The 23,111-nt window shown below is 68.6% G+C and carries 18 protein-coding genes and 3 pseudogenes; 12 read left to right on the plus strand and 9 right to left on the minus strand.

All coding sequences use genetic code 11. The features are described 5' to 3' along the window. Nucleotides 1-33 precede the first annotated feature (33 nt). The 3 genes from AB0B50_RS35145 to AB0B50_RS35155 are packed head-to-tail and all read left to right on the plus strand — an operon-like array spanning nt 34 to nt 2,512. Nucleotides 34-798, plus strand: a complete 765-nt coding sequence (locus AB0B50_RS35145; RefSeq protein WP_362339924.1) for an ABC transporter permease — start codon at nt 34-36, stop codon at nt 796-798. A gap of 6 nt (nt 799-804) precedes the next feature. Then, entirely contained in the window at nt 805-1,770 is a 966-nt protein-coding gene (locus tag AB0B50_RS35150; protein ID WP_362339879.1) for an ATP-binding cassette domain-containing protein, read from the plus strand. Nucleotides 1,771-1,780: 10 nt separating this feature from the next. Continuing rightward, the gene (locus tag AB0B50_RS35155; RefSeq protein WP_362339880.1) at nt 1,781-2,512 is read left to right on the plus strand and encodes a DUF1707 domain-containing protein; all 732 of its coding nucleotides are present in this window, start codon (nt 1,781-1,783) and stop codon (nt 2,510-2,512) included. A gap of 152 nt (nt 2,513-2,664) precedes the next feature. Here the strand turns inward: AB0B50_RS35155 and AB0B50_RS35160 are convergent, their stop codons facing one another. Then, complete coding sequence (locus tag AB0B50_RS35160) at nt 2,665-3,987, minus strand: SGNH/GDSL hydrolase family protein (RefSeq protein ID WP_362339881.1); 1,323 nt, start codon at nt 3,985-3,987, stop codon at nt 2,665-2,667. A gap of 431 nt (nt 3,988-4,418) precedes the next feature. Between AB0B50_RS35160 and AB0B50_RS35165 the strand changes: the two are divergent. Together AB0B50_RS35165 and AB0B50_RS35170 are read left to right on the plus strand one after the other, a co-directional pair. Further along, nucleotides 4,419-5,678, plus strand: a pseudogene (locus AB0B50_RS35165) (DUF445 domain-containing protein); the annotation flags it as partial. A gap of 46 nt (nt 5,679-5,724) precedes the next feature. Continuing rightward, nucleotides 5,725-7,194 (plus strand): MFS transporter, encoded by a 1,470-nt coding sequence (locus AB0B50_RS35170; protein WP_362339882.1) that lies wholly within the window; start codon nt 5,725-5,727, stop codon nt 7,192-7,194. Here AB0B50_RS35170 and AB0B50_RS35175 read toward each other — a convergent pair. Beyond that, the gene (locus AB0B50_RS35175) at nt 7,187-8,449 is read right to left on the minus strand and encodes an MFS transporter (protein ID WP_362339883.1); all 1,263 of its coding nucleotides are present in this window, start codon (nt 8,447-8,449) and stop codon (nt 7,187-7,189) included. The genes AB0B50_RS35170 and AB0B50_RS35175 overlap by 8 nt on opposite strands. A gap of 45 nt (nt 8,450-8,494) precedes the next feature. Between AB0B50_RS35175 and AB0B50_RS35180 the strand changes: the two genes are divergently transcribed. The 3 genes and pseudogenes from AB0B50_RS35180 (at nt 8,495) to AB0B50_RS35190 (ending at nt 10,462) form a co-directional block, all read left to right on the plus strand. Continuing rightward, on the plus strand, nt 8,495-9,544 hold the full coding sequence (locus tag AB0B50_RS35180; protein WP_362339884.1) for a helix-turn-helix domain-containing protein: 1,050 nt from the start codon (nt 8,495-8,497) through the stop codon (nt 9,542-9,544). 76 nt (nt 9,545-9,620) lie between these two features. After that, nucleotides 9,621-10,070: a hypothetical protein gene (locus tag AB0B50_RS35185; protein ID WP_362339885.1), complete on the plus strand. Its 450-nt coding sequence runs from the start codon at nt 9,621-9,623 to the stop codon at nt 10,068-10,070. Between the two features lie 31 nt (nt 10,071-10,101). Further along, a pseudogene (locus AB0B50_RS35190) lies at nt 10,102-10,462 on the plus strand (VOC family protein). 40 nt (nt 10,463-10,502) lie between these two features. Here the strand turns inward: AB0B50_RS35190 and AB0B50_RS35195 are convergent. From AB0B50_RS35195 to AB0B50_RS35210, 4 genes are all read right to left on the minus strand, one after another. Beyond that, nucleotides 10,503-10,814, minus strand: coding sequence for a hypothetical protein (locus AB0B50_RS35195; protein WP_362339886.1), 312 nt, complete (start codon nt 10,812-10,814; stop codon nt 10,503-10,505). A 454-nt stretch (nt 10,815-11,268) separates the two neighbouring features. Continuing rightward, on the minus strand, nt 11,269-12,330 hold the full coding sequence (locus AB0B50_RS35200) for a hypothetical protein (RefSeq protein WP_362339887.1): 1,062 nt from the start codon (nt 12,328-12,330) through the stop codon (nt 11,269-11,271). 685 nt (nt 12,331-13,015) lie between these two features. Then, on the minus strand, nt 13,016-13,213 hold the full coding sequence (locus AB0B50_RS35205; protein WP_362339888.1) for a DUF397 domain-containing protein: 198 nt from the start codon (nt 13,211-13,213) through the stop codon (nt 13,016-13,018). After that, nucleotides 13,210-14,058, minus strand: coding sequence for a helix-turn-helix transcriptional regulator (locus AB0B50_RS35210; protein WP_362339889.1), 849 nt, complete (start codon nt 14,056-14,058; stop codon nt 13,210-13,212). Before AB0B50_RS35210 ends, AB0B50_RS35205 begins: the two co-directional genes overlap by 4 nt. A gap of 495 nt (nt 14,059-14,553) precedes the next feature. Here AB0B50_RS35210 and AB0B50_RS35215 point away from each other — a divergent pair, with 495 nt between their 5' ends. Continuing rightward, entirely contained in the window at nt 14,554-14,913 is a 360-nt protein-coding gene (locus AB0B50_RS35215) for a hypothetical protein (protein ID WP_362339890.1), read from the plus strand. 4 nt (nt 14,914-14,917) lie between these two features. Here the strand turns inward: AB0B50_RS35215 and AB0B50_RS35220 are convergent. Further along, a pseudogene (locus AB0B50_RS35220) lies at nt 14,918-17,614 on the minus strand (DUF3427 domain-containing protein). A 259-nt stretch (nt 17,615-17,873) separates the two neighbouring features. After that, nucleotides 17,874-18,911 carry an SEC-C domain-containing protein gene (locus AB0B50_RS35225; RefSeq protein ID WP_362339891.1) on the minus strand — a complete coding sequence of 346 codons (1,038 nt, stop codon included), beginning with the start codon at nt 18,909-18,911 and terminating at the stop codon, nt 17,874-17,876. A gap of 126 nt (nt 18,912-19,037) precedes the next feature. Here AB0B50_RS35225 and AB0B50_RS35230 point away from each other — a divergent pair, with 126 nt between their 5' ends. From AB0B50_RS35230 to AB0B50_RS35240, 3 genes are read left to right on the plus strand one after another with little or no spacing between them, the layout of a single operon-like run. Beyond that, on the plus strand, nt 19,038-19,886 hold the full coding sequence (locus AB0B50_RS35230) for a class E sortase (RefSeq protein ID WP_362339925.1): 849 nt from the start codon (nt 19,038-19,040) through the stop codon (nt 19,884-19,886). Nucleotides 19,887-19,919: 33 nt separating this feature from the next. Beyond that, a complete protein-coding gene (locus tag AB0B50_RS35235; protein WP_362339926.1) occupies nt 19,920-20,126 on the plus strand; it encodes a DUF3311 domain-containing protein in 207 nt (68 codons plus the stop codon). After that, a complete protein-coding gene (locus AB0B50_RS35240; protein WP_362339892.1) occupies nt 20,123-21,652 on the plus strand; it encodes a sodium:solute symporter family protein in 1,530 nt (509 codons plus the stop codon). Before AB0B50_RS35235 ends, AB0B50_RS35240 begins: the two co-directional genes overlap by 4 nt. Here the strand turns inward: AB0B50_RS35240 and AB0B50_RS35245 are convergent. Further along, the gene (locus AB0B50_RS35245) at nt 21,618-23,009 is read right to left on the minus strand and encodes an MFS transporter (RefSeq protein WP_362339893.1); all 1,392 of its coding nucleotides are present in this window, start codon (nt 23,007-23,009) and stop codon (nt 21,618-21,620) included. The genes AB0B50_RS35240 and AB0B50_RS35245 overlap by 35 nt on opposite strands. Nucleotides 23,010-23,111: the final 102 nt, after the last annotated feature.

A 23,111-nucleotide genomic window follows, 5' to 3' on the forward strand; every position in this document is an offset into this window, starting at 1 on the left:
GACGGGCTGCGCGCCTACCGGCTGATCTCCGCGATGTGGATCCGCTCCCTCATGGCCTACCGCGTCTCCTTCGCGATGACCGCGCTCGGCAACTTCGCGGTGACCGCCTTCGACTTCGTGGCGATCTTGCTGATGTTCTCCCAGGTGGACCGGCTCGGCGGCTACTCGCTGCCCGAGATCGCGTTCCTGTACGGCGTCTCGTGCACCGCGTTCGGCTTCGCGGACCTCGCCATCGGGTCCATGGACCGGCTCGGCAGACGGGTGCGCGACGGCACCCTCGACACGCTTCTGGTGCGGCCCGCCCCGGTGATCGCGCAGGTCGCGGGGGACCGCTTCGGGCTGCACAGGATCGGGCGCGTCACCCAGGGCGCGCTCGTCCTCGGGTACGCGCTCGTGGTCCTGGACGTCGGCTGGACCCCGGTGAAGGTCCTGATGGTGCCGCTGATGCTGGTCTGCGGCGCGGCCATCTTCGCCTCGGTGTTCGTGGCGGGCGGGGCCTTCCAGTTCGTGGCGCAGGACGCGGCCGAGGTGCAGAACGCCTTCACGTACGGCGGCACGACGCTGCTCCAGTACCCGCCGACCGTCTTCGCCAAGGAGCTGGTGCGGGGCGTCACCTTCGTCCTGCCGCTCGCCTTCGTCAACTGGCTGCCCGCGCTGTACGTGTTGGGGCGGCCCTATCCGCTGGACCTGCCGACGTGGGTGGCCTTCCTGCCGCCGCTGGTGGCCGCCTGCACGCTCGCCCTCGCCTCTCTCGCCTGGCGCACGGGGCTTCGTTCGTACCGCAGCACAGGGAGCTGAACTGCCGTGGCAACAGACCTCATCGAGCTCGACGGCGTGGAGAAGGTCTTCGACGTACGCAAGAAGACCGGCTTCCTGCGGCGCGAGCGGCACGAGGTGCGGGCCGTCGACGGGATCTCGTTCACCGTGCCGCGCGGCGAGATGGTCGGCTACATCGGGCCCAACGGCGCGGGCAAGTCGACGACGATCAAGATGCTGACGGGGATCCTGACGCCGAGCGGGGGGCGCTTGCGGGTCGCGGGCATCGACCCCTCACGGGAGCGGACGAGACTCGCCCGGCGCATCGGCGTGGTCTTCGGCCAGCGCACCACGCTGTGGTGGGACCTGCCGCTGATCGACTCGTACCGCCTGATGCACCGCATGTACCGGATCCCGGACAAGCGCTTCGCGGAGAACCTCGACCGGTGCGTCGAACTCCTCGAACTGGGCGAGCTGTTGGACGTTCCCGTGCGTCAACTCTCGCTGGGACAGCGGATGCGCGGCGACATCGCGGCGGCGCTCCTGCACGACCCCGAGGTGCTGTACCTGGACGAGCCGACGATCGGCCTCGACGTCATCAGCAAGGCGAAGGTCCGCGGGTTCCTGCGGGATCTGAACGCCGAGTTGGGCACGACGGTCCTGCTCACCACGCACGACCTGACCGACATCGAGCAGCTCTGCAAGCGCGTGATGGTCATCGACCACGGGCGGCTGATGTACGACGGCGCGCTCGCGGGGCTGCACGAGGTGGGCGAGAGCGAGCGCACCCTGGTGGTGGACCTGGAACGCGAACTTCCGCCCATCGAGGTCGAGTCGGCGCGCGTGGTGAAGGTGGCGGGCCCGCGGCAGTGGCTCGCCTTCCCGGCGGCGGAGTCGGCCGCTCCGCTTGTCGCGCGGATCGCGGAGCGGTACCCGATGGTCGATCTCTCGGTCAGGGAGCCCGACATCGAAGCGGTCATCGCCAAGATGTACGCGGACAAGTCGACCTCGTAGGCTGCACGGTATGAGCGAAGCTGCATCCTCGGGGGCGACACCCCCGGAACTCCCCGGGCCCGACCTGCGTGCCTCCGACGCCGACCGCGAAAAGGTCGCCGAACAGCTCCGGGACGCGATGGCCGAGGGCCGCCTGGACATGACGGAGTTCGAGGAGCGCCTCGACGCGACGTACAAGGCGCGTACGTACGGCGAGTTGGAGCCGATCACCCGCGACCTGCCGTCGCACGGCGCCGCCAAGGTGTCCATGGTGAAGCGGCCGGTGAGCGACGACCCGGCCGCCATCGACTGGCACGAGCGGATGGTGGACACTCCGCCCACCTCGACCGGCGGCTTCGCCTTCTGGAGCGGCTTCGGCCGCAAGGGCGGCTGGACGATCGGGCGGGTGTTCACCGCGTTCACGATGTGGGGCGGCGGCGAGATCGACCTGCGCGAGGCGTACTTCGCGTCGCCCGACGTCGAGATCCGCTGCTACACGATCATGGGCGGCATGCAGGTCACCGTGCCGCCGGAGATGAACGTCGTGGTCAAGGGCTTCGGCATCATGGGCGGCTTCGACGACCGTGCGACCGGCGAGGGCACGCCGGGATCGCCCCGCGTGGTCGTCAAGGGCTTCGCCCTGATGGGCGGCGTCGGCGTGGACCGCAAGATCCGCCGGATGGAGAAGCTGCGTCTGAAGGAGGAGCGGCGGCGCGAGAAGCTGGAGCGGCGCGATCGCCTCCGGCGCGGGGAGCTCGACTGAGGTGGTGTGGTGCCTGCGCCGTCAGTGGCTGAGCGCGCAGTTCCCCGCGCCCCTTCGGGGCGCTCCATCCCTCGGCTGAGCTGTAGTGCCCCTGAAAGGGGCGCGGGGAACTGCGTGACAAGCCACAACTGGTCCGCAGACGAACGAAAGCCCTACAGCTCAGCCGCAGCCGAGCCCTTCAGGTGCGCGAGGTCGAACGCCTCCGCCATACGGCGGTACCCCGCGTCGCTCGGGTGCAGATGATCCCCCGAGTCATAGAGCGACCGCAGCTTGCGCGGGTCGTACGCGTCGCGCAGCGCCTTGTCGAAGTCGACGTAATCGTCGAAGACCTCGCCGGAGCGGATCTGCTCGTTCACCGACTGGCGGACCGCCTCCAGGGCGGGCTCGTACCCGCGGTGGCCGCCGAACGGCATCAGCGTCGCGCCGACGACGCGCAGGCCGCGCGTGTGGGCCTGGCGGGTCAGCTCGCGCAGGCCCTCGACGATGCGGGCGGGGTCGTTCTGGTGCGGGTTGCGCAGGATGTCGTTGACGCCGAGGGCGATCACGACGGCCTTGACGCCGGTGCGGTCCAGGACGTCGCGGTCGAAGCGGGAGAGCCCCGACGGGTTGGCGGCGGGGCTGCCGCGCCCGTCGGAGAGGATGCGGTTGCCGCTGATGCCCTGGTTCACGACGCCGTAGCGGGGCGCGCCCGACTCGTCGCGCAGGCGGTCGGCCAGGACGTCGGTCCAGCGGCGGTTGGCGCCCATCGTGGACGAGATGCCGTCGGTGATGGAGTCGCCGAAGACGACCACGGTGCCGTTGGTCTCGTTGCTGAGCACGTCCACCGCGGAGAGGTAGCGCCAGAAGGGGCTCTGCTCGGTGTACGCGTCGCCGCTCTGGTCCTCGGTGCGGTCGCCCTCGGCGACGTAGCTGATCTGGCGCGCGTGCGGGTGGTAGGTGACCGGTCCCGACGGCGTCGGCGAGTACGTGGTGACCAGCAGGTCCGCGTCGTGCGGGACGCGCAGGCGGGCCGCGTCGCTCATCACCTGGGCGCCCGGCGGGATCACCACCGAGGTGTTGCCGTTGAAGGTGAGGCGGCGCAGGCTGCCGGGCGCGGCGGCCGGGTCGTTCGTCGCGGTGGCCAGCGCGATCGAGGCGTGTGTGATGCTGAGCGGCGTCGTGCCGTAGAGGTTGGAGAGGGTGATGCGGGCGCTGGTGCCGCCGACACTGGTGTGCACGACGTTGCGGATGGAGCGACCCGCGAATCCCTTCTGCGCCGTGCCCGGTTCGGAGCCCGCGGGCGAGGCGGACCAGGAGCCGACCCAGGTGCCGGAGGAGGCCGGCGCGGCGGAGTTGCGGGGACCCCGGGGGCCCGCGTTGACCGTGTCCTTGGAGCCGCCGTCGGTGCCTGAGACACCGAGGTATATGGCGGCGGAAATCACCACTATGACCGCGAGGACCGCGGCGAGAAGGGCATAACCGTGACGCTTGGTCATGCGGGCTCTTTCTCCTCGGGCAGGGGGAGCCCCGAGGCTCCGGTGTGATCACCCCATGATGCGTCATGGGCCGTGAGGCGGCCGACACTGCCCCCCTCCGTCCTTTCAGACGCCGGGAACTTGTCGTCCGTTCCAGGAGTCGGTCAGGAAGGGGCGCATGACACAAGGGCATGGGGACAATCAGGACAGAGGACGTGGGAACCGTGCGGACGAGGACGAGGCGAACGGGCCGGGTGGAGTGAGTGGAACGCACAAACGCGGAGGAAGCGACTGAACCGGACAAGGGGGACCGTGGGCAGCATGCCCGCGAAGTTCGCTCTTCAAGCGGCACCCCGTTCGGAGCAGGCGGTGCCCCCGTTGGCGTAGCAGGCGGTGCTCCTGTTGGCGGGGGCGGCGCGGGTGGCGCGGGCCTCGGGGGCGGTGGCGGAGGCTTCACCTACAGCGCCGCCGACGAGGAGAAGCGGCGCGGGGTGCGCCGCATGAAGATCACGGCGACGGGGCTGCTCGTCTTCGTCGCGCTCGTCTACGTCCTGGCGAAGTGGGCGCAGCACTCCGGCGCCGGCGCCTGGGCGGGGTACGTCGCCGCGGCCGCCGAGGCGGGCATGGTCGGCGCGCTCGCCGACTGGTTCGCCGTCACCGCCCTCTTCCGCCACCCGCTGGGCATCCCCATCCCGCACACCGCGATCATCCCGAACAAGAAGGACCAACTGGGCGCCTCCCTGGGCGACTTCGTGGGGGAGAACTTCCTCTCCGCCGATGTCGTACGAGGCCGGCTGCACGCCGTCGGCATCGGCGGGCGCCTCGGCGCCTGGCTCGCCGAGCCCGCGCACGCCGACCGCGTCACCGCCGAACTCGCCACGGCCCTGCGCGGCGCCCTCACCGTGCTGCGCGACTCGGACGTGCAGGCCGTCGTCGGCGAGGCCATCACGCGCCGCGCCGACGCCCAGGAGATCGCCCCCGGCATCGGCAAGATGCTGGAGAAGATCGTCGCGGACGGCGGCCACAAACGGGTCGTCGACCTGGTCTGCGTACGCGCCCACGACTGGCTCGTCGAGCACGGCGACTCGGTGATGGACGCGGTGCAGGGCGGCGCGCCCGGCTGGACCCCGCGGTTCGTCGACAAGAGGGTCGGCGAGCGGGTCTACAAGGAACTGCTGCGCTTCGTCACCGAGATGCGGGACATGCCCGAGCACCCCGCGCGCGGGGCCGTCGACCGCTTCCTCGCCGACTTCGCCGCCGACCTGCAGTCCGACTCGGACACGCGGGAGCGCGTGGAGCGCCTGAAGCGTGAGGTCCTCGGGCGCGGCGAGGTGCAGGACCTGATCGCCTCCGCCTGGTCGTCGGTCCGCCAGATGATCGTGGCCGCCGCCGAGGACGAGCGCAGCGAGCTGCGCCTTCGCGTGCGGGCCTCGCTGCTCTCGCTCGGCGCGCGGATGGCGACGGACGGGAACCTCCAGCGGAAGGTCGACGGCTGGGTCGAGGGCGCCGCGGTCTACGTGGTCACGACCTACCGCGACGAGATCACCTCGCTCATCAGCGACACCGTGGCCGGCTGGGACGCCGAGCACACCTCGAAGAAGATCGAGGCCCACATCGGGCGCGACCTGCAGTTCATCCGGATCAACGGCACGGTGGTCGGGTCCTTGGCGGGGCTCGCGATCTATACGGTGTCGAAGCTGCTGGGGGCGTAGGCGGGGCGGTTCGGGGGACCCGGGGCCCGGACTCCCGGGAGGTCCCATGCCGCACGCCCCGGCCGCCCCCGGCGGCGACAGCACCGTCACCACGGCCGTGCCCGCCCGCCTGGACCGGCTGCCCTGGTCCCGCTGGCACTGGACGATCGTGGTCGGCCTCGGCACGGTGTGGATCCTGGACGGCCTCGAAGTCACCGTCGTCGGGAACATCGCGGGCCGTCTGTCCGAGGAGGGCAGCGGGCTCGACATCTCATCGGCGCAGGTCACGGGCGTCGCGGCGGCGCTGTACGTGGCGGGGGCGTGCTCCGGGGCGCTGTTCTTCGGGTGGCTCACCGACCTCTTCGGCCGCAAGAAGCTGTTCATGGTGACGCTCGGGGTCTATCTGGCGGCGACCGCGCTGACCGCACTGTCCTTCGAGGCCTGGTGGTTCTTCGTCTTCCGCTTCTTCACGGGCTTCGGCATCGGCGGGGAGTACGCGGCCATCAACTCGGCCATCGACGAACTCATCCCGTCCAAGTACCGCGGCCGCGTCGACCTGGTCATCAACGGCAGCTTCTGGCTGGGCGCGATCGGCGGCTCGCTGCTCTCGGTCGTCGCGCTCGACACCGAGCTCTTCGCGCCCGACGTGGGGTGGCGGCTCACCTTCGGCCTCGGCGTCGTCCTCGGCCTGGTCATCCTCCTCGTACGCCGTAACGTCCCGGAGAGTCCGCGGTGGCTGTTCATCCACGGCAAGGGGGAGGAGGCGGAGCGTCTTGTCGGGGAGGCCGAGGAGGAGGTGCGGGCGGAACTCGGTGGCCGTGAACTGCCGCCCCCGCACGGCGAGATCACCATCCGTCAGCGCACGTCGATCGGCTTCGTCACCATCGCCCGCACCGTCTTCGCGGTCTACCCCCGGCGGGCGGTGCTCGGCCTGTCCCTCTTCGTCGGCCAGGCGTTCCTCTACAACGCGATCACCTTCGGCTTCGGCGCCATCCTGACCACGTTCTACGACGTCCCGTCCGGGAGCACGGGCTACTACTTCGCCGTCATCGCCGCGGGCAACTTCCTCGGCCCGCTCTTCCTCGGCAAGCTCTTCGACACGGTCGGCCGCCGGATCATGATCTCCTCGACGTATCTGCTCTCCGGCCTCCTGCTCTTCGGCACGGCCTGGCTGTTCGGCCGCGGCTCGCTGACCGCGACGACGCTCACGGCCTGCTGGTGCGTGGTCCTGTTCTTCGCGTCGGCGGGGGCGAGCAGCGCGTATCTGACGGTGTCGGAGATCTTCCCGATGGAGACCAGGGCCATGGCCATCGCCTTCTTCTACGCGGTGGGCACGGCGGCCGGCGGCATCAGCGGCCCGCTGGTCTTCGCCGACCTGACGGAGTCGGGCGTCGTGGGCGACACGGTGCTCGCCTTCCAGATCGGTGCGGGTCTGATGTGCGCGGCGGGTCTGGTCGCGGCGGCGCTCGCGGTGCGGGCGGAGCGGAGGTCGTTGGAGGATATCGCGACGCCGTTGTCGGCGGCGGCGGTCAAGTGAGGACGGGTCCTTCTGCCTCAGTCGGTGTCCTGAGGGTCAGCGCGAGGAGCGCGGCCATGGCGCACAGCGCGCCCGCCGTCACCCACACCATGTCGTACGACCCGAAGGCGTCCCGCGCCGCGCCGCCCAGGAAGGCGAGGGCTCCGGCGCCCACCTGATGGGCGGCGTTGATCCAGCCGAAGACGATCGCCGCGTCGGGGCCGTAGTGCTCGCGGCAGAGCGCCAGGGTCGGCGGCACCGTGGCCACGTCGAGCAGCCCGAAGACGACGACGAAGGCGACGAGCGGCGGCTGCACGGTCGCCGTGAACAGCAGCGGGAGCACGAGCAGGCTCAGCCCCCGCACCGCGTAGTACACGGCGAGCAGCCGCCGCGGGTCGCGCCGGTCGGTCAGCCACCCCGAGGCGACGGTCCCCGCCACGTTGAAGACACCGATCAGCGCGAGCAGCGAGGCGGCGACGGTCACCGGCATCCCGTGGTCGTGCGCGGCGGGCGCGAAGTGGTTCCACATGACACCGTTGGTCGAGGCCCCGCAGACGGCGAAGGTCCCCGCGAGGAGCCAGAAGGGGCCGGTGCGTACGGAGTCGGCGAGGACACGCAGGGCGCGGCGGGCGGCGTCCTTGCGCGGTGCGGGCCGGGGAGTGAACTCGACTGCCCCGTAAGCCTGTTGTCCGACATCGGCGGGATGGTCGCGCAGGGCGAGCCACACCAAGGGGACGGCGGCCGCGGCCGCGGCGGCGAGGCTCAGGGCGGCGACCCGCCACCCGTACCGCTCGATGACGGCGGAGAGCACCGGCAGGAACACGAACTGCCCGACCACGCTCGCGGCGGTCAGCAGCCCCGTCACGAGCCCGCGCCGTGCCACGAACCACCGCTCGGTGACGGTGGCGGCGAAGGCCATGGCGGTGGCTCCGGTCCCGAGCCCGACGAACACACCCCAGTACAGGACGAATTGCCAGGGATCGGCCATGGCGGTGGCGGCGAGCCCGGCCCCGCACCCCACGAGCCCGAGCGCGCCGACGGCGACACGGCGCATCCCGAAGCGGTCCATCAGCGCGGCGGCGAACGGCGCCGTCGCCCCGTACACCACCATGCTCACGAGCGTGCCGAGCCCGACGGCGGACCGTGACCACCCCAGATCGCGGTGGAGCGGCCCGACGAGGAGCCCGGAGAGGGTACTGAAGGCGCCTGTGGTGACGATGGCGAGGGCGGCGGCGCAGACGACGGTCCAGGGGCGGAGGTGTTCGCGGCGTGTCATGGATACGAGGCTGCGCCCGGGAGGGGGGTCGGGATCAGTGGCCAGATGGCCAGGCTGTGCAAGGATCTGGCCATGAGGACGGGGCAGAGCGCGAGGCAGCGGGTGGCGGTCCTGGTGCGGGACGGTGTGCTGCCGATGGAACTGGGCCTGGTGCACCAGCTGTTCGGCGGGGCGCGGTCGCCCTCCGGGGAGCGGCTGTACGAGGTGCGGACGTGCGCGGTGACGGGTCCGGGCATGATCCGCACGGACGCGGACTTCCCGGTGGGGGCGCCGCACGGACCCGAGGCGCTGGAGTGGGCGGACACGGTGATCGTCCCCGCGTCGCACGAGGAGGACGAGGCGTTGGGCCCCGGCGGCCTGTCGGCGCCGCTGGCGCGTGCGCTGGACGCCGCTCGGCACGCTCGGCTCGCCTCGATCTGCACGGGGGCGTTCGTGCTGGCGGCGGCGGGCCTGCTGGACGGCCGCAGGGCGACGACGCACTGGCTGTCGACGGACCGCTTCGCGCGCACGTTTCCGGCGGTGACCGTCGACCCCGATGTGCTCTACGTCGACGAGGGGTGGGTGCTGACCTCGGCGGGGGAGGCGGCGGGGGTGGACCTGTGCCTGCACATGATCCGCAGGGACCACGGCGCGAGCGTGGCGACGGACGTGGCGCGCCGCACGGTGGTGCCGCCGCATCGGGAGGGCGGCCAGGCGCAGTTCATCCAACGGCCGGTGACGGAGCCGGGGTTGACGTCGACGGGGGAGGCGAGGTCGTGGGCGCTCAGGCACCTTCATGAGCCGGTGACGCTGACGGAGATGGCGTCCCGGGCCTCGATGAGCGTCCGGACCTTCAGCCGCCGCTTCCGGGAGGAGACGGGCCTGACGCCGATGCAGTGGCTGACGCAGCGCAGGGTGGACCGCGCGCGTGAACTCCTGGAATCGACGGACCACACGGTGGACCGCGTGGCGACGGAGGCGGGCTTCGGGACGGGGGCGTCGCTGAGGCAGCACTTCGTGGCAGGGGTGGGGGTGTCGCCGGGGGCGTATCGGGCGACGTTCAGGGGAGTAGGTGATGGGGCGGCGGGAGACGAGGGCCAGGGGCGGGTGGGGTGAAGGCAGGGGCGTATGGGGCGTACTTAGGTACGCATACTCTGTTGCGCCCGCGGCCCGGGAGGGCACGGTCGTACGCATGCCGATGAATACGCTGCTGACTCCTCTCCCGAAGAGCCCGCCGCTGCCGAGGTACGCGACCCGCCTGCTGGGCGCGGGGCTGGCGGCGACCGCGTACGTGGTGTGTCTTCCCTGGGACCTGCGCAACCGCGCCGGGACGCCGGGCGCGATCAACGAGACGTCACCGGTGACGGCGCTGGGCCTGACGACGTTCGTGCTGGCCCTGGTGCTGCTGTCGGCCTACTTCGGCCTGAGGGACCGCCCGGTGTGGACGCTCTTGGTGACGGCGGCCCCGCCGTCGACGCTGATGTTCTTCTCCTTCGACACCCACCCCACACCGGACGCGGACGCGTGGCAGCTGGCGTGGGCGTTCTTCGCGCTGCTGATGGGCGTGGGGGTGCTGGTGGTGGGGGCGTTGGCGGCGAGGTTCGGGGAGCGTGGGGACACTGGGACGGCCCAGGACGGTTGAGCGCGACGCAGGGAAGTGTGGAGAGCGCCCGATGACCATCCGCAGGATCGTGCCGAACGTACGGCTGGAGTCCGAGTCGGACCTCGCTCGGCACCGCGAGTTCTACGAACTGCTGGGCTTCCGCGAGGTCATGAGTCAGGGCTGGACCACGACGCTCGCGTCCCCCCGCCAACCCCACGGCGCAGATCAGCTTCTTCACGCACGACGCGACGGCTCCCGTGGTCCCGGACCTCAGTGTGGAGGTGACGGACGTGGAGGCGGTGTACGAGCAGGCGTGCGCCGCGGGCGCGGAGATCGTCCTGCCCCTGCGGGACGAGGAGTGGGGCGTACGCCGCTTCTTCGTACGGGACCCGCGGGGCAGGGTGGTGAACGTACTGAGCCACGTGGGCTGAGGCGAGGCCGGGTGCCCGGCCTGCGCCCGGCCTTCGGTGGCTAGGAGGCCTGCCGCTGCCGATCGACGAGCACATACGAGGCGGCGGCGACGGCACCCGCGACCCCGAGGACGGCGGGCCAGGCGCCGACCTTCTTGGCGAGGGGGTGCGACCCGGCGAACCCGGCGACGTAGGCGGCCCCGAGCGCGGCGGCGGTCTTGCCCCCTGCGGCCTTCCGCCACTGCTGCCCGGCGGCGGCGCCGGCGGCGGCGAGCACGACTCCGCCGAGGGGGCGCTTCTTGGTGAGGCGGGCGGTGGCGTAGCCGCCGATGAGCCCGGCGGCGGCTATGGGGGCGGTGGAGATGCGGGGCATGAGGCCTCCCGACGTAGGCGATGAGTCATCCGCGGACCTGCCCGCGGATCCGCAGCCGAGATTACGCTGCCGGTCTCAGGAGCGGTCAGAGTGGTACCGGATGGGCATAACGGGACAGTCGTCACGCCTGCCCGCGGCTCGAGCCGGGCGACAGCCGCTTGACGAGACCCGGCGTGCCCGGCGAAGCGGAACGCGCCCACCACGTGACCGGCAGCCGCCAACTCAATCCGGCACCCCCGCCCTGCGAGGACGCGGCCCCGCTCCTCCGGCCGCTCGCTCGCTTCTCCCGCGCGCTGGAACGCCTTGAGTCAAGGGTGAAGCGAAGCGCAATCGGCGAAGCCGACGCGCAGCGCAGCGGAGGGCCCTTTACTCAAGGCGTGGAGGCGCGACCATGGCCAAGAAGCGAGTGGCCTTACGGCGCTCTTGTAGCTGAGCGCCCGCCTTGTCGCTGCATCTAGCTGCTCAGAGCTGGGCACTCCGCACACGGGAACGGCGGGGCTCCGGCGCGGCCACCAGGTGTGCGTCGTTCACCCTGGAACTCTGAGAAATCCCCAGCCTCGTTGCGGTAGATGACGCCGACGTTGTGTTCCTCGAGGAGCTCTCGGATGTCCGCATCGGGAAGCTCAGGCGAGAGAACCATGAGCCGGAGCGGCTGGCTGTGCTCCATCAAGCGTAGATATCTGCTGAGGTCCAAGAGTTGTGCCAGCGCGCTTCTGACCGCCTCGCGCGACGTACTGCCCGCGGTTTCGTAGAGAGTGTTGTCGCTTTCATCGTAAAGATCACTGATGAGGGTAGATGTCTTGTCTTTGACTTCAACCTGCAGATAGCCGACTGAGTGGCCCGCTTGCTCTAGCCGACTCTCGTAGCTTTCGCTCAACTCATCACGCCGCTGCGCGGCGACATCATCGGGCGTGAGGGTGCGGTGCTGGTTCCGCTGCCTACGTTGAGCCCTGGCTAAGCGAGTCGCCTCTCTGGCGCGGAAGAAGATGGGCCTGGTTGCCTTCGCCCTGGGGAGCGTGTGAGCGTCGGAACGGTAGACCTCACCAGCCGGGCGTAAGCGGAAGACGATGACGCTTCGGTCTGCCTGGTTCTCATCGCGAGCTTGTCGCAATTGGTAGGGCTCGCGCTCATCGACCTTGAAGGGGCCGACGTAGCGATGCGTCCGAGCGCCGGAGCCCTGAACCTTCCCCTCAGCGATGAACAGGTGAAGGGTACGTCCGCGGGTGGCGTGGTCGAGCACGGCGGAGTTGCCCTTGCCGTAGAGCCCTCCAAAGGTCTGGTCACCTTTAGTGCCCGCTCCGGTGTACGCGAAGATAGGGCCGAGGTCGTCCTCTTCGGTGAGCCACCCGTCACGGTAGCCGTACGGCTCACCAGCTTTGATGTCCGAGAAGAGAACAACGGTCTTCTTGGACTCTGACGGACATATACCGCCTTGAGGGCTCCCCCCTAACTCCTGACGGATCTCCGCGCGCGTGCGGACATCTCCGGGTCTGATTGTGGGGGCGGATGTCGTCATGACGTAGAGGCTAGTCCGCCCGCTCGGCAGGAGCGGGAAGAGGGTAACCGGCAGTGCAGCGTTGCGCTTTGGTGGACCACCCGCGGCGGGGGACGATACGGGGCATGGATCAGGGAATAGCTGCGGTACTAGCGGGGGCCGTTGGGATTGTGGCGGCTGTCGCCGGTGCGATCGCCGGTGGAGCATTGTCCTTGCGAGGGGCAAAGTTCGGTGGAACAAGTGCAGTTGAGGCCGCACGCTTGCAAGTCGAAGGGCAGGCCGTTGCCGAGCACCTTCAGTGGGTACGTGGGCAGCGGCAGCAAGCTTACGGGCGGCTGCTTGAGGCTCATTCCGCGGTCGAGGACACGCTGGCGCGAGCGGCACCCGGGATACGAGCGGGCGCGCGGCTATCGGATGAAGCGCGCGATGAGCTCAGGGACCGCAGCTTGGCCTTGCAATCGTGCACGAGGCAAATCGCGCTATGGGGGCCGGAAGAAGTGGTTCGCCTGGCGAGTGAGGTGACGGTCAGCACGATCGAGGCGACGCAGGCTCTCAGGCTGGCGCAGGGTGGCCGTTCTTCCACCCCAGGGCGTCAGAGCCCGGAGTGGACCCGGTGGGAACAAGCAAACCGCGAGATGACACAGGCTCATTCAATCTTCCTTGAGCGGGCTGGGGCGATCATCCGCGACCCCAATCAATCAGTCATCTAGCCAAGGCTTGCTGACCGAACAGCTCCCGCGAATATCTTCCATGCGGGCGGGCTCATGGTGATCTGGGGGCCGAGGGGCGCCTTGGAGTCTCGTACGGCAACAACAGCTACGTCGGTGGAGACCTCGACGCACTCTCCCCCCATGCCGTTGCTGTAACTACTCCTGCGCCACCGGACACTTGGGTCGGGCGTCATTGGGAGTGCTCCTCCAAGACTCTCTTGATCAGCAAGCCTGATCGCTGCGGACTCAGTGCAAGCGCACGGAGATGGTCGAACGCCTTCGTGTAGAGGGCAACGTCCGTTGGGTGCTCGAGATAGACAGAGTCTGTCAGTCCTTCCCGATACACCACGTCTGGGTCCTCCTGCTCAGGAAAGCCGAGAACGGTGAACGACCCCGTCGTGGGGTAGGCGCCCGCATCGAACGGCAGGACCTGGATCGTCACGTTCTTCAACTTCGCCATTTCCAGCATACGTTCGAGCTGGTCTGCCATGACCCGTCGACTTCCCACCACGTGCATCAGTGCGCTCTGGTGTACGACAGTCCACAAGTCGGGCGCGCTCCTGCTCATCAGGAGATCTTGACGGCGCATGCGTACATCGACCATGCGCTGGATCTCATCGGTGGTGTGGTCGACCCAAGCGCGGCTCTGCTCCGAGGCGTAGTCGGAGGTTTGGAGAAGCCCGGGGACGAACTCGCTGTGATAGCTGCGCAAGCTGGCGGCGGCTTGCTCCAGGCCCACGTACACGGAGAACCATGAAGGCACCGCGTCTCCGTGGGCATGCCACCACCCCTTGGTCTTTGACTCCTTCGCCAAGGACTTGAGGAGGTCGCGCAGTTCGTCGGGCGTTCCATAGAAGCGACACAGGGCGTCTACGTCAGACGGCTGGACCCGTCCTTGCCCTGTCTCCATTCGGTTGACCTTCGAGCTGCTCCAGTCCAGCTCCTTGCCTACGTGGCTGCAGGTGAAGCCGTTCTCCTCGCGGAGCTTCTTGAGCTCGATCGCCAGTCGGCGACGGCGTGCGGTCGGGGAACCAGCCATCTCAAATCCTCCTGCGGTAGCGGGTGTTCCATCTCATCGGAAGTGGTGCAGAAGGCCAATCACCCCTTAGGGGGAATCTCGATATGCACGTTGCACGAAGGGATAAGCGCTGGGAACCTCTCACTGAGGGTGATCGATGGTCACGCAACGCGCGCGGTGCGCGGGAAGCAGGTAGCGATGATCTATGCGAATGAATGTGTCCGGCGGGAGCCCTGGGTGCGGCGCTTCTCGGCTGAGCCGCACGAAGTGGCTGAACTTCGCCGCGCGTTGAAGCTCCGCTTGGTCCTTTGGGGGCTGCCGGAGTTGGTCGAGTCAGCTCAGACCTGCGTCGCGGAGTTGGCGTCAAACGTCATTCGGCATGTGGGGATCGGTACGGCTGCGTGTCTCACGGTTGCCATCCGGGACGCCTATCTCCGCATTGAAATGCGCGACTCAGACGCCCGGGCGCTTCCGACGCTCCTTGACGCTGCCCCCGAGGCAGAGTCAGGGCGAGGAATGACCGTCGTCGACACAGTGTCCAAGCAGCGCTGGGGCGTCATCCTCTGCGGTGACTCGAAGACGGTGTGGTGCGAGTTCGAGACAGGGGAAAGGGCTGCCGATGCGGTTGCCGACAGCCCGAGAGTGGCACGAGCAGCGGAGCACTTGCTGCTCTACGGCGGTGTGCGCTGGGGAGGGGTGCAGGGTTCAGGGCGTGTCGGTGTCGCGGTAGCGGAGGAGGCGGCGATCGATCTGATCGCCGACCTCCTTCACTGGCTGCTGGCGCATGGCTGCGACCCTGATGAGGCGTTGGACCGGGCACAGATGCACTTCGAGGCGGAGTGCGGCCTCGCAGAGTCAGCTAACTTCCAGACCTAGATGTTCAGTTCGATGCAATCGCCGAGTACGTCCACACATCGGCCGGCATCTCCTGCTCGAGCTCCCACGTGATCGCCATGGGCTTGCTTCCTTCGTGGGACACATAGCGAGCAGGGCCGAGAAGCATCCACGGCTCGGCGCCGCCGATGTCTGTGTTCTTGTATCGGCGGACGAAGAGCAGAATGTGGCTCCCTCGTTGTACGTGCTCGCGGTATCTGCGCCCTGTCGTGGAGTCCTCGTCGGTCGTGCTCTGCGACTCCCAATGGAACCTGGTGGGGCTCATCGCGTAATCCTTGTACCGGACCGTTGGCGAAAAGTCCTTCTCGTCCTTCTCCAACGTGATGAGGAGAGCGTCGGAGTTGATCTCCTTGGCGTCGACGACACCCTGCGCGAAGGACCCCGGCATCTGCCCGCCGAAGCGGGCCACTCCGAGCGCGGCAAGGATCTCGGAGCGGTTGTAGGAGCTGTGGATCTTCAGTGCAAGGCCGCTGTGTGGCCCTTCCAGGGGGAGGGGGAAGTGATCCGCCGTAGCGAGGCAGTGGTCGAGGACCTGATGGAGCTCCTGACGGACGGCTCTGTGCTCACGCAAAGCCGTCAACCCATCTTGGTACGAGGTGTAGCCACCCGCCTTGTCCCAGAAGTTGAAGAACAACATGCGAGCGTAGGCCTGCTGCATGGGCGTCAAGGCGTCGTACAGCGGAGCGTCATCCGCGAGGAGTTGTTGGTACACCTCGATGCGCTCGCGGTCATCTACGTGAAGGAACGAAGGGATGCGCTTCAGCAGCCCGGACTCGCCTTCGGGGGCGGGGTCGGTGAGTAGGTTGGCGCGTCGCAGAAGGCTGGTCCACGAGTTGCCGTTGCCTCCGCGGTAGAGCTCTTTGAGCTCTCGGCCGCTCTCCTCTAGATAGGTGGCCAGCCGCTGTTCAGCGTAGGTGGCTACCTCGCGTGCCAGGGCAGTCACATTGACGTTGAGCTGCTCCTTGATGTTCCTGATGATCGTCTGCTTGGCCTTGGGTTCCAGGATGATCTGGCAGCCAGACGGCAGCATGGGGAAGTCGTTGCTCAGGTTGTCGAGCAGGCGTTTTCTAGTGAGATTGGTCAGGGCGCGGAACTGGTTCTCGAAGCGGAACTCCTTGCGGTGCTGGCCGATGAAGTCGAGCACCGTGAGGACGGCCTTGTCCTCGGTGCGACGGAGTCCTCGCCCAAGCTGCTGCAGGAAGACGGTGGCGCTTGCGGTAGGGCGGAGCAGGAGCAAGGTATCGACATCAGGGATGTCGAGCCCTTCATTGAAGAGGTCTACGGAGAAGATCACTTGAATCTTGCCGGCCTTGAGGTCCCTGAGGGCCTGCTCTCGCTCGTCCCGATGGCTCTCACCGGAGAGGGCGATGGCGTTGAGACCGGCCTTCCGGAAGTAGCGAGCCATGAAGTGCGCGTGTGCGACAGAGACGCAGAACCCTAGCGCGCGCATTGAACTAGGAGAGCCGGCCTTCTCCTGGACCGCCTTCACCACAAGTCGGGCGCGTACGTCATTCCCAGTCAAGACATTACTGAGGGAAGTCGAGTCGTAGGAGCCGCGCTTCCACTCCACGGAGCTTAAATCGGTGTTGTCGCTGATCCCGAAGTAGTGGAACGGGCTGAGCAAATCGTTCTCCAAGGCCTCCCACAGTCGCATCTCGGCTGCGATGTGCCCCTCAAAGAACTCATCCTGAATGTTCTTGCCGTCCATGCGCTCAGGTGTCGCTGTCAGGCCAAGCAACTCGCTGGGTTTGAAGTGATCGATGATCTTACGGTAGGTGGGAGACGTACCATGGTGAAACTCGTCAATAACGATCACGTCGAAGTGATCAGGGGAAAGCCGCTCCAGCGTGCGAGAGTTGAGAGACTGGACACTCGCAAATACGTGTGTCCAGTTCTTCGGGATCTCGCCGCTGTAGAAGAGCTCGCCGAAGTTGGCGTCGTTGAGAACGTCTTGATACGTCCGTAGGGACTGATCCAAGATTTCCTTGCGATGTGCGACAAAGAGGAGTCGCAGATCGCGCCCATCCTGGCGGCGAAGCCGCTTGTAGTCGAGTGCTGCCATGACCGTCTTGCCCGTTCCAGTTGCGGCAACGAGAAGATTGCGGTGGCGGCCACGCATCGAGCGCTCAACTTCCAAGCGCTCCAGCATGTCCTTCTGGTGCGGATAGGCGGTGACTTCAAGCCCTGAGAGAGTGATGGTGTTCCTTCCTGTTCCTTGGATGCTCCCACTCGCTTGAGACAGTGCGCCATCTAGACGGGCCGCGAGGACATGCAGACATTCCACTCGAGGCCATCGAGAAGCGCCGCCTTGGAGAGGTTAGAGCTGCCTACATACTCGGTGTCGTACCCGCTGTTGCGTCGGAAGGGTCATGCCTTCGCGTGTAGTCGAGTGGAGCGAATTTCGTAGTTGGCCGTGACCTCGGCGCCGAACTCGTTGATCAGTCGATCCAGGGCGTGTCGCTCTGATGCTCCGATATAGGCGGTCGCGATCACGCGGATGGGGATTCCGCGATCGCGGCCGGCACGCAAGCGCGTTGGCTGCCTGGATCCTTTGGTCGTGCGGCAACTGCAACGGCCTTTGTCCGATGACTTCACCTAGGCGACGGGCCAGGACATGCGGTCTGGACTCGGTGCTGACCTCGGCATCAACAACACTCCAACCAGCGGCTTTGAGATGCTCCATGTTGCCTTGTAGCCCCTGAGTGATGAGCCTCTCGTATACGCCTGCCACTGGCTGTGTAGCACTCCACGACTCCGTCACGCTGACTCCCTCGACCGCCGGAACCGATGTGGCTCCGTTCTAGCAGGAGTCACTGACGGTCGATGCTTGGGGCATCGAAGCGCGCAATCTTGAGATGTGCAGGCGATTAGGACAAGCATTGGCTGTATATCGCCGAAGTGTGACTGGAGTTGATCGACTCGCCAGGGAAGCGCGATCCCCGTCAGGCATCGCTCCCGTGACACTCCGCGTAAGCCGCCCCCGACCCACACCAGCAATCCCCACCCCTCTCCGGCGGCCACCCCACCGCCCGCCCCCGCGCAGCCAACGTCGTCGCGTACTGCGGCAACAAGGACGGGTCCTCCGGAGACGTGCTCTCCGAAGCCGCGAAGGCCTCGTACGAAGGGACCGTGCCCGTCACGATGCCCAGGTTCGGGGTGCCGGAGGCCGAGAGTTCTCGGAGGGAGGACTCTATGGTCGCCAAGTGCGCCTCGTGGGACGGGTATTCAGAAGAGAGCGCCGGGTACGCCGTCAGGAGTTCCGTCAGTTCCGTCGCCGGCCAGTGGAGGATCGCCACCGGGAAGGGGCGGGAGAGGGCCTCCCTGTACGAGCCCAACTCTGCCTGGATTCGCGTGATTTCCGCGCGGAGTTCCGCCGGGTTCTCCGAGCCCAGGGACCAGACCCGCTTCGGGTCGTGGAGTTCGTCCAGGGGGACGGGGGCGGTGGAGACGCGGTCTGCCAGGGCGTCCCACTCGTCGTGGTCCTTGCCCAGGAGGCGGCGTACGCGGTGGCGGCCGAAGAGGAGCGGGTGGGTTGAGTACGGGGGGTCCTGCGTGTCGGAGGGGAGGAGCAGGGTTGCTGCTTCCGTGAACGTCGCGTGCGCCTGCTCCAACTCGTCGTGCGATTCCAGGGACTCCGCCACGATCACCCACGGCGCCGGGTCGTGGGGGGCTGCCGTGCGGATTCCGTCGATGATCGCCCTCGCCTCCGCCTCGTGGCCGTACTCCCAGAGGTTCGAGGCCTTCAGGGCGCGGATCAGGAGCGGGGCGGACGGGGGGTGCGGGGCGGACGGCGACAGGAGGCTGTCGTAGAGCGTCGTCGCGCGGGCGCGTGCGCCGGCCAGTTCGAGGTGGGCGGCGGCCTGGAGGAGCAGCTGTTCGGCGTCCTCCGGGTACAGGCCGGCCGTGCGTTCCAGGCGCGCGGCTTCGGCGATGTGGTCGGCGTCGACGTGGTCGGCAGCAGCAGGCTTGTCGGGGCGCATACGGGACACCGTACTGCCGCGCGGGCCTCCTGTAGGAGGGGCGGTTCGACTGTCGACCTGGTCCGGCCATGGATTGTTGCCCTTGCGGCGCCTATCCTCCCCGCGGCCGAAGGAGGCGTCGTGCAGGTGCGGGTTCCCGTCGTTCAGCAAGGCCGTGGCTCTCGGCGGCCCCTTCCTGTCCGCCTCCTCTGGAACGGCGCCGAAGTCGCCGTCACCCTTGGACTCGTCCTGCTCCTCCTCGTCGCCCACCAGCTGTGGTGGACCAACCGCCAGGCCAGCGCCGCCGCCGAGCGGAAGGTCCAGTCCCTTGAGGAGCAGTGGGAGCGGCAGGACGCGGGGGGTTCCGGTGACTCCTCGTCCGGTTCCCCCTCCGGTTCCCCCTCCGGTTCCCCCTCCGGTTCCCCCTCCGGTGGTGATCGGGCACGTACCGAGGGTGCCGACGGGGAGGAGTGGCGGTCCCGCAGCGCCTCCGGTGCCTCGGATGCCTCAGGGCGTGCCAATTCCCCTGAATCCAAACCTCGTTGGGACCACGCCTACGCCATCCTCCACATCCCCCGCATCGGCATCCGCGTCCCCGTCGCCGAGGGGATCAGCAAGAGGGGCGTTCTCGACCGGGGATACGTCGGGCACTACCCCCGCACCGCCCAGCCGGGCCAGGCCGGGAACTTCGCCCTCGCCGGGCATCGCAACACCCACGGCGAACCCTTCCGGTACATCAACCGGCTTCGGGGCGGGGACGAGCTGAGGGTCGAGACCGCCGGTGCCGTCTATACGTACGTCGTGAACAAGACGCTCGCGCAGACCTCCGCCCGCGACAGTGGTGTCCTCCGCAGCGTGCCGCGCAGCGATGTGCGCAAAGGGTACGGGTACCGCGAACCCGGGTACTACATCACGCTCACCACCTGCACACCCGAGTACACCTCGAAGTACCGGCTCGTCGTGTGGGGCACGTTGCGGTCCATGCGGCCCCGATAGGGAGCTGTGCGGCCGATAGGCTCACCGTTCGTGATCGCTCGACGACGACCCCATCTCCTCTGGCTCCTCGTGCCCTTCGTGCTGTATCTCGGGGCCCTCCCGCTCGCCAACCGCGTACGGCCCGTCGTCCTCGGGCTGCCCTTTCTCTTCTTCTGGCTGCTCTGTGCGACTCTCCTCACGCCGTTCTGCGTGTGGCTGGCCCATAGGGGCGACCGGCAGCGGGCAGGGGGTCGGGCATGAGTGACGGGGCCGTCGCCACCGCCGTGTTCGGTGTCTTCATGGTCGGGACCGTCGCCCTCGGGCTCGCCGCCGTCCGCGGGCGCGGGCGGCAGGGCGGGATCGCCGAGTGGTCCGTGGGCGGGCGCAGTCTCGGGGCCGTCTTCATCTGGGTGCTGATGGCGGGGGAGGGGTACACCAGCTTCAGCTATCTGGGCGCTGCCGGGTGGGGGTACAACTACGGGGCTCCCGTGCTGTACGTCGTCGCCTACATGTCCTGCGGATACGCCGTGGGGTACGTGGTCGGGCCCATGCTCTGGGCGTACGCCCGGCGGCACGGTCTCGTCAGCATCTCGGACATGGTCGCCCACCGGTACGACAGGCCCTGGCTCGGCGCCGGGGTCGCGCTGCTCGTCACCGTCTTCCTGCTGCCGTACATCCAGCTGCAGATCACGGGGATGGGTGTTGTTGTCTCGACCATTTCCTACGGCGCCATCAGCCTCAACTGGGCCTATTTCATCGGCTTCGCGGTCACGACCGGCTTCGTGGTCGTGAGCGGGCTGCGCGGGAGCGCCTGGGTCTCCGTCCTGAAGGACCTGCTCGTCATCGGGACCCTCGGGTTCCTCGCCGTCTATGTGCCGCTGCACTACTTCGACGGGTACGGGCCTTTCCTCGACCGCATCGTGAGTGAGAAGAGCGACTGGCTCACTCTGCCGGGCAGTGGCGGAAGCGCGTACGGAGAGGCCTGGTTCGCCACCACCTCGCTGCTCAACGCACTGACCGTCGTCATCTTTCCGACCACCGTCGCCGGGTATCTCGGCGCCCGCAACGCGGACGGGCTGCGGCGCAACGCCATCTGGCTGCCCGCCTACAACGTGCTGCTCTTCGTGCCGATGCTGCTCGGCATGGCCGCGCTGTTCGTCGTGCCGGGGCTCGTCGGGGCCGAGTCCAATCTCGCGCTCTTCAAGCTGGTCGTGGATTCGCTGCCCGCGTGGGCCGTCGGGATCATCGGGGTCGCGGCCGCGCTCTCCTCCATCGTGCCCATGGCCGTGTTCATGCTGGTCATCGGGACCATGTGGGGCAGCAGCGTGCTGTCACTGCTGCCCCGGTGGCGCACCCCGCAGCGGCAGAAGCTGGCCTCGCAGGGCGTGGTCGTCGTCGCGGGGGCGCTGGCCCTCGCCCTGACCTATACGGCGCCCAACACCCTCGTACGGCTCTCCCTCATCTCGTACGAGGGGATGGCCCAGCTGGTGCCGATGCTCCTTCTCGGCCTGGTGTGGCGGAAGTTGACGATGGTGGGGGCGGTGAGCGGTCTCGTCGTGGGGGTCGGGGTCGTGTGCGGGCTGGTCTTCACCGAGCACGATCCGGTCTTCGGGGTGAACGCGGGGATCGTCGCGCTCGCCGTCAACCTGGCCGTCGCCCTCACCGTGACGTACGCGGGTCCGGCCGACCGCGGGGACGACCGGCCGGACGCGGAGGTCCTTGCCCGGGATCCCCTCGGCGACGAGGAGGAGATCAGCCCCGCCGCTCCCGCAGCAGCGTCACGCTGACCGCCGCCACCAGGCCGAGCCCCGCCGAGACCGCCATCGCCACGTTCGCGCCGTGCGCGAGGTCCCCCGTGGACGTCGACACCGCGATCATCAGCGCGACGCCCGCCGCCGAACCGATGTAGCGCGCCGTGTTGTTGGCGCCCGAGCCCATCGCGGCGCGCTCGGCCGGCACGGACTCGACCGCGAGCAGCGGCAGCGCGGCGTTCAGGAGGCCGCTGCCCACGCCGGAGACGAGGAGGCCCGGCAGGAGGCGGAGCCAGGAGCCGCCGCCCGCCGCGCCCAGCATGGTCAGGACGGCGACGGCGTGCAGCACGAAGCCGACGGCCAGTTGGTGGCGGGCGGAGACCCGGCCCGCGAGCCGCCTGGCCTGCAGCGCCGCCAGGAACGACGTGCCCGACCAGATGACGAACAGCCAGGCCGCGCCCATCGTCGAGATGCCGAGCGTGTGCTGGAGCAGGGTCGGCAGGTAGCTGAAGAGGGCGATCACCGAGAACCCGGTGAACAGGGCGCCCGACGTCGAGGCGAGGAACAGCGGGCGGCGCAGCAGGCCGAGGTCGAGCATCGGGGTCCTGACGCGGCGCTCCACCGCGACGAACGCGGCGAGCAGGGCCACCGTCGCGACCAGGAGTACGCCCACCGGCGCGCGCAGCCAGCCGTCCCTGCCGAGCGTGAGCGCGGCGACCAGGGAGGTCAGGGCGAGGCCGAGGGTCAGGGCGCCCGCAAGATCCGGGCGGCCGGGGCGCGCCGCGCGGGACTCGGTCAGGGCGCGCGGGACGAAGGCGGCAACCGCGAGCGCGGCGAGGCCGAGCACCGCGTACGCCCAGCGCCAGCCGTCCTGGCCCGCGCTCGCGATGCCGCCCGCGACGGGCGGGCCCGCGGCGATGCCTCCGCTGACGAACGCGCCCCAGATGCCGGTCGCCCTGATCCGGCCAGGACCCGCGGGGAACGCGTGCACGAGCAGGCCGAGGCTGCTCGCGAGGATCGCCGCGCTCGCCATGCCCTGGGCAACGCGGGCCAGCGTGAACAGCCAGGTGGAATCGGCGAGCGCGGCGAGTGCGGTGGTGATGCCGAGCGCGACCGTGCCGGTCAGGAAGATCCGGCGGCGGCCGTAGTCGTCGGCGAGGCTGCCCGCGACCAGGAGCACGGCGGCGAGGCCGAGCGGCGTGCCGTTGAGCAGCCAGGCCTGGGCGGAGAGCGGGGTGTGCAGGGCGGCGGCCGTGTCGGGGAGCGTGATCATCGGCGCCGTGTACGTCATCAGGGCCACGGCGGTGGCGGCGCTGGTGACGGCGAGGGTGGCGGAGGCGCGGGGCGCGGCTTCGGCCGGCGGTGTGGTGGCCGGTGCCGTGGTCGTGGACATGGGTCAGCCCTTCGAGGTTCTTGGAGATCCTTGAGGTCGTTCAGGTTCAGTCAATGAACTCGGCAAGTGGGGTGACCGTAGCACCCCGAGTTCGTTCACTGA

This window comes from Streptomyces sp. NPDC041068, assembly GCF_040647455.1.
Classification (GTDB): Bacteria; Actinomycetota; Actinomycetes; order Streptomycetales; family Streptomycetaceae; genus Streptomyces.

Bases quoted from the DNA above. Each gene is read 5' to 3' on its own strand.
- AB0B50_RS35145 (WP_362339924.1), top strand. From the start codon at position 34: ATGTGGATCCGCTCCCTCATGGCCTACCGCGTCTCCTTCGCGATGACC.
- AB0B50_RS35155 (WP_362339880.1), top strand. From the start codon at position 1,781: ATGAGCGAAGCTGCATCCTCGGGGGCGACACCCCCGGAACTCCCCGGG.
- AB0B50_RS35160 (WP_362339881.1), bottom strand. From the start codon at position 3,987: ATGACCAAGCGTCACGGTTATGCCCTTCTCGCCGCGGTCCTCGCGGTC.
- AB0B50_RS35170 (WP_362339882.1), top strand. From the start codon at position 5,725: ATGCCGCACGCCCCGGCCGCCCCCGGCGGCGACAGCACCGTCACCACG.
- AB0B50_RS35175 (WP_362339883.1), bottom strand. From the start codon at position 8,449: ATGACACGCCGCGAACACCTCCGCCCCTGGACCGTCGTCTGCGCCGCC.
- AB0B50_RS35180 (WP_362339884.1), top strand. From the start codon at position 8,495: ATGGCCAGGCTGTGCAAGGATCTGGCCATGAGGACGGGGCAGAGCGCG.
- AB0B50_RS35185 (WP_362339885.1), top strand. From the start codon at position 9,621: ATGCCGATGAATACGCTGCTGACTCCTCTCCCGAAGAGCCCGCCGCTG.
- AB0B50_RS35195 (WP_362339886.1), bottom strand. From the start codon at position 10,814: ATGCCCCGCATCTCCACCGCCCCCATAGCCGCCGCCGGGCTCATCGGC.
- AB0B50_RS35200 (WP_362339887.1), bottom strand. From the start codon at position 12,330: ATGACGACATCCGCCCCCACAATCAGACCCGGAGATGTCCGCACGCGC.
- AB0B50_RS35205 (WP_362339888.1), bottom strand. From the start codon at position 13,213: ATGACGCCCGACCCAAGTGTCCGGTGGCGCAGGAGTAGTTACAGCAAC.
- AB0B50_RS35210 (WP_362339889.1), bottom strand. From the start codon at position 14,058: ATGGCTGGTTCCCCGACCGCACGCCGTCGCCGACTGGCGATCGAGCTC.
- AB0B50_RS35215 (WP_362339890.1), top strand. From the start codon at position 14,554: ATGACCGTCGTCGACACAGTGTCCAAGCAGCGCTGGGGCGTCATCCTC.
- AB0B50_RS35225 (WP_362339891.1), bottom strand. From the start codon at position 18,911: ATGCGCCCCGACAAGCCTGCTGCTGCCGACCACGTCGACGCCGACCAC.
- AB0B50_RS35240 (WP_362339892.1), top strand. From the start codon at position 20,123: ATGAGTGACGGGGCCGTCGCCACCGCCGTGTTCGGTGTCTTCATGGTC.
- AB0B50_RS35245 (WP_362339893.1), bottom strand. From the start codon at position 23,009: ATGTCCACGACCACGGCACCGGCCACCACACCGCCGGCCGAAGCCGCG.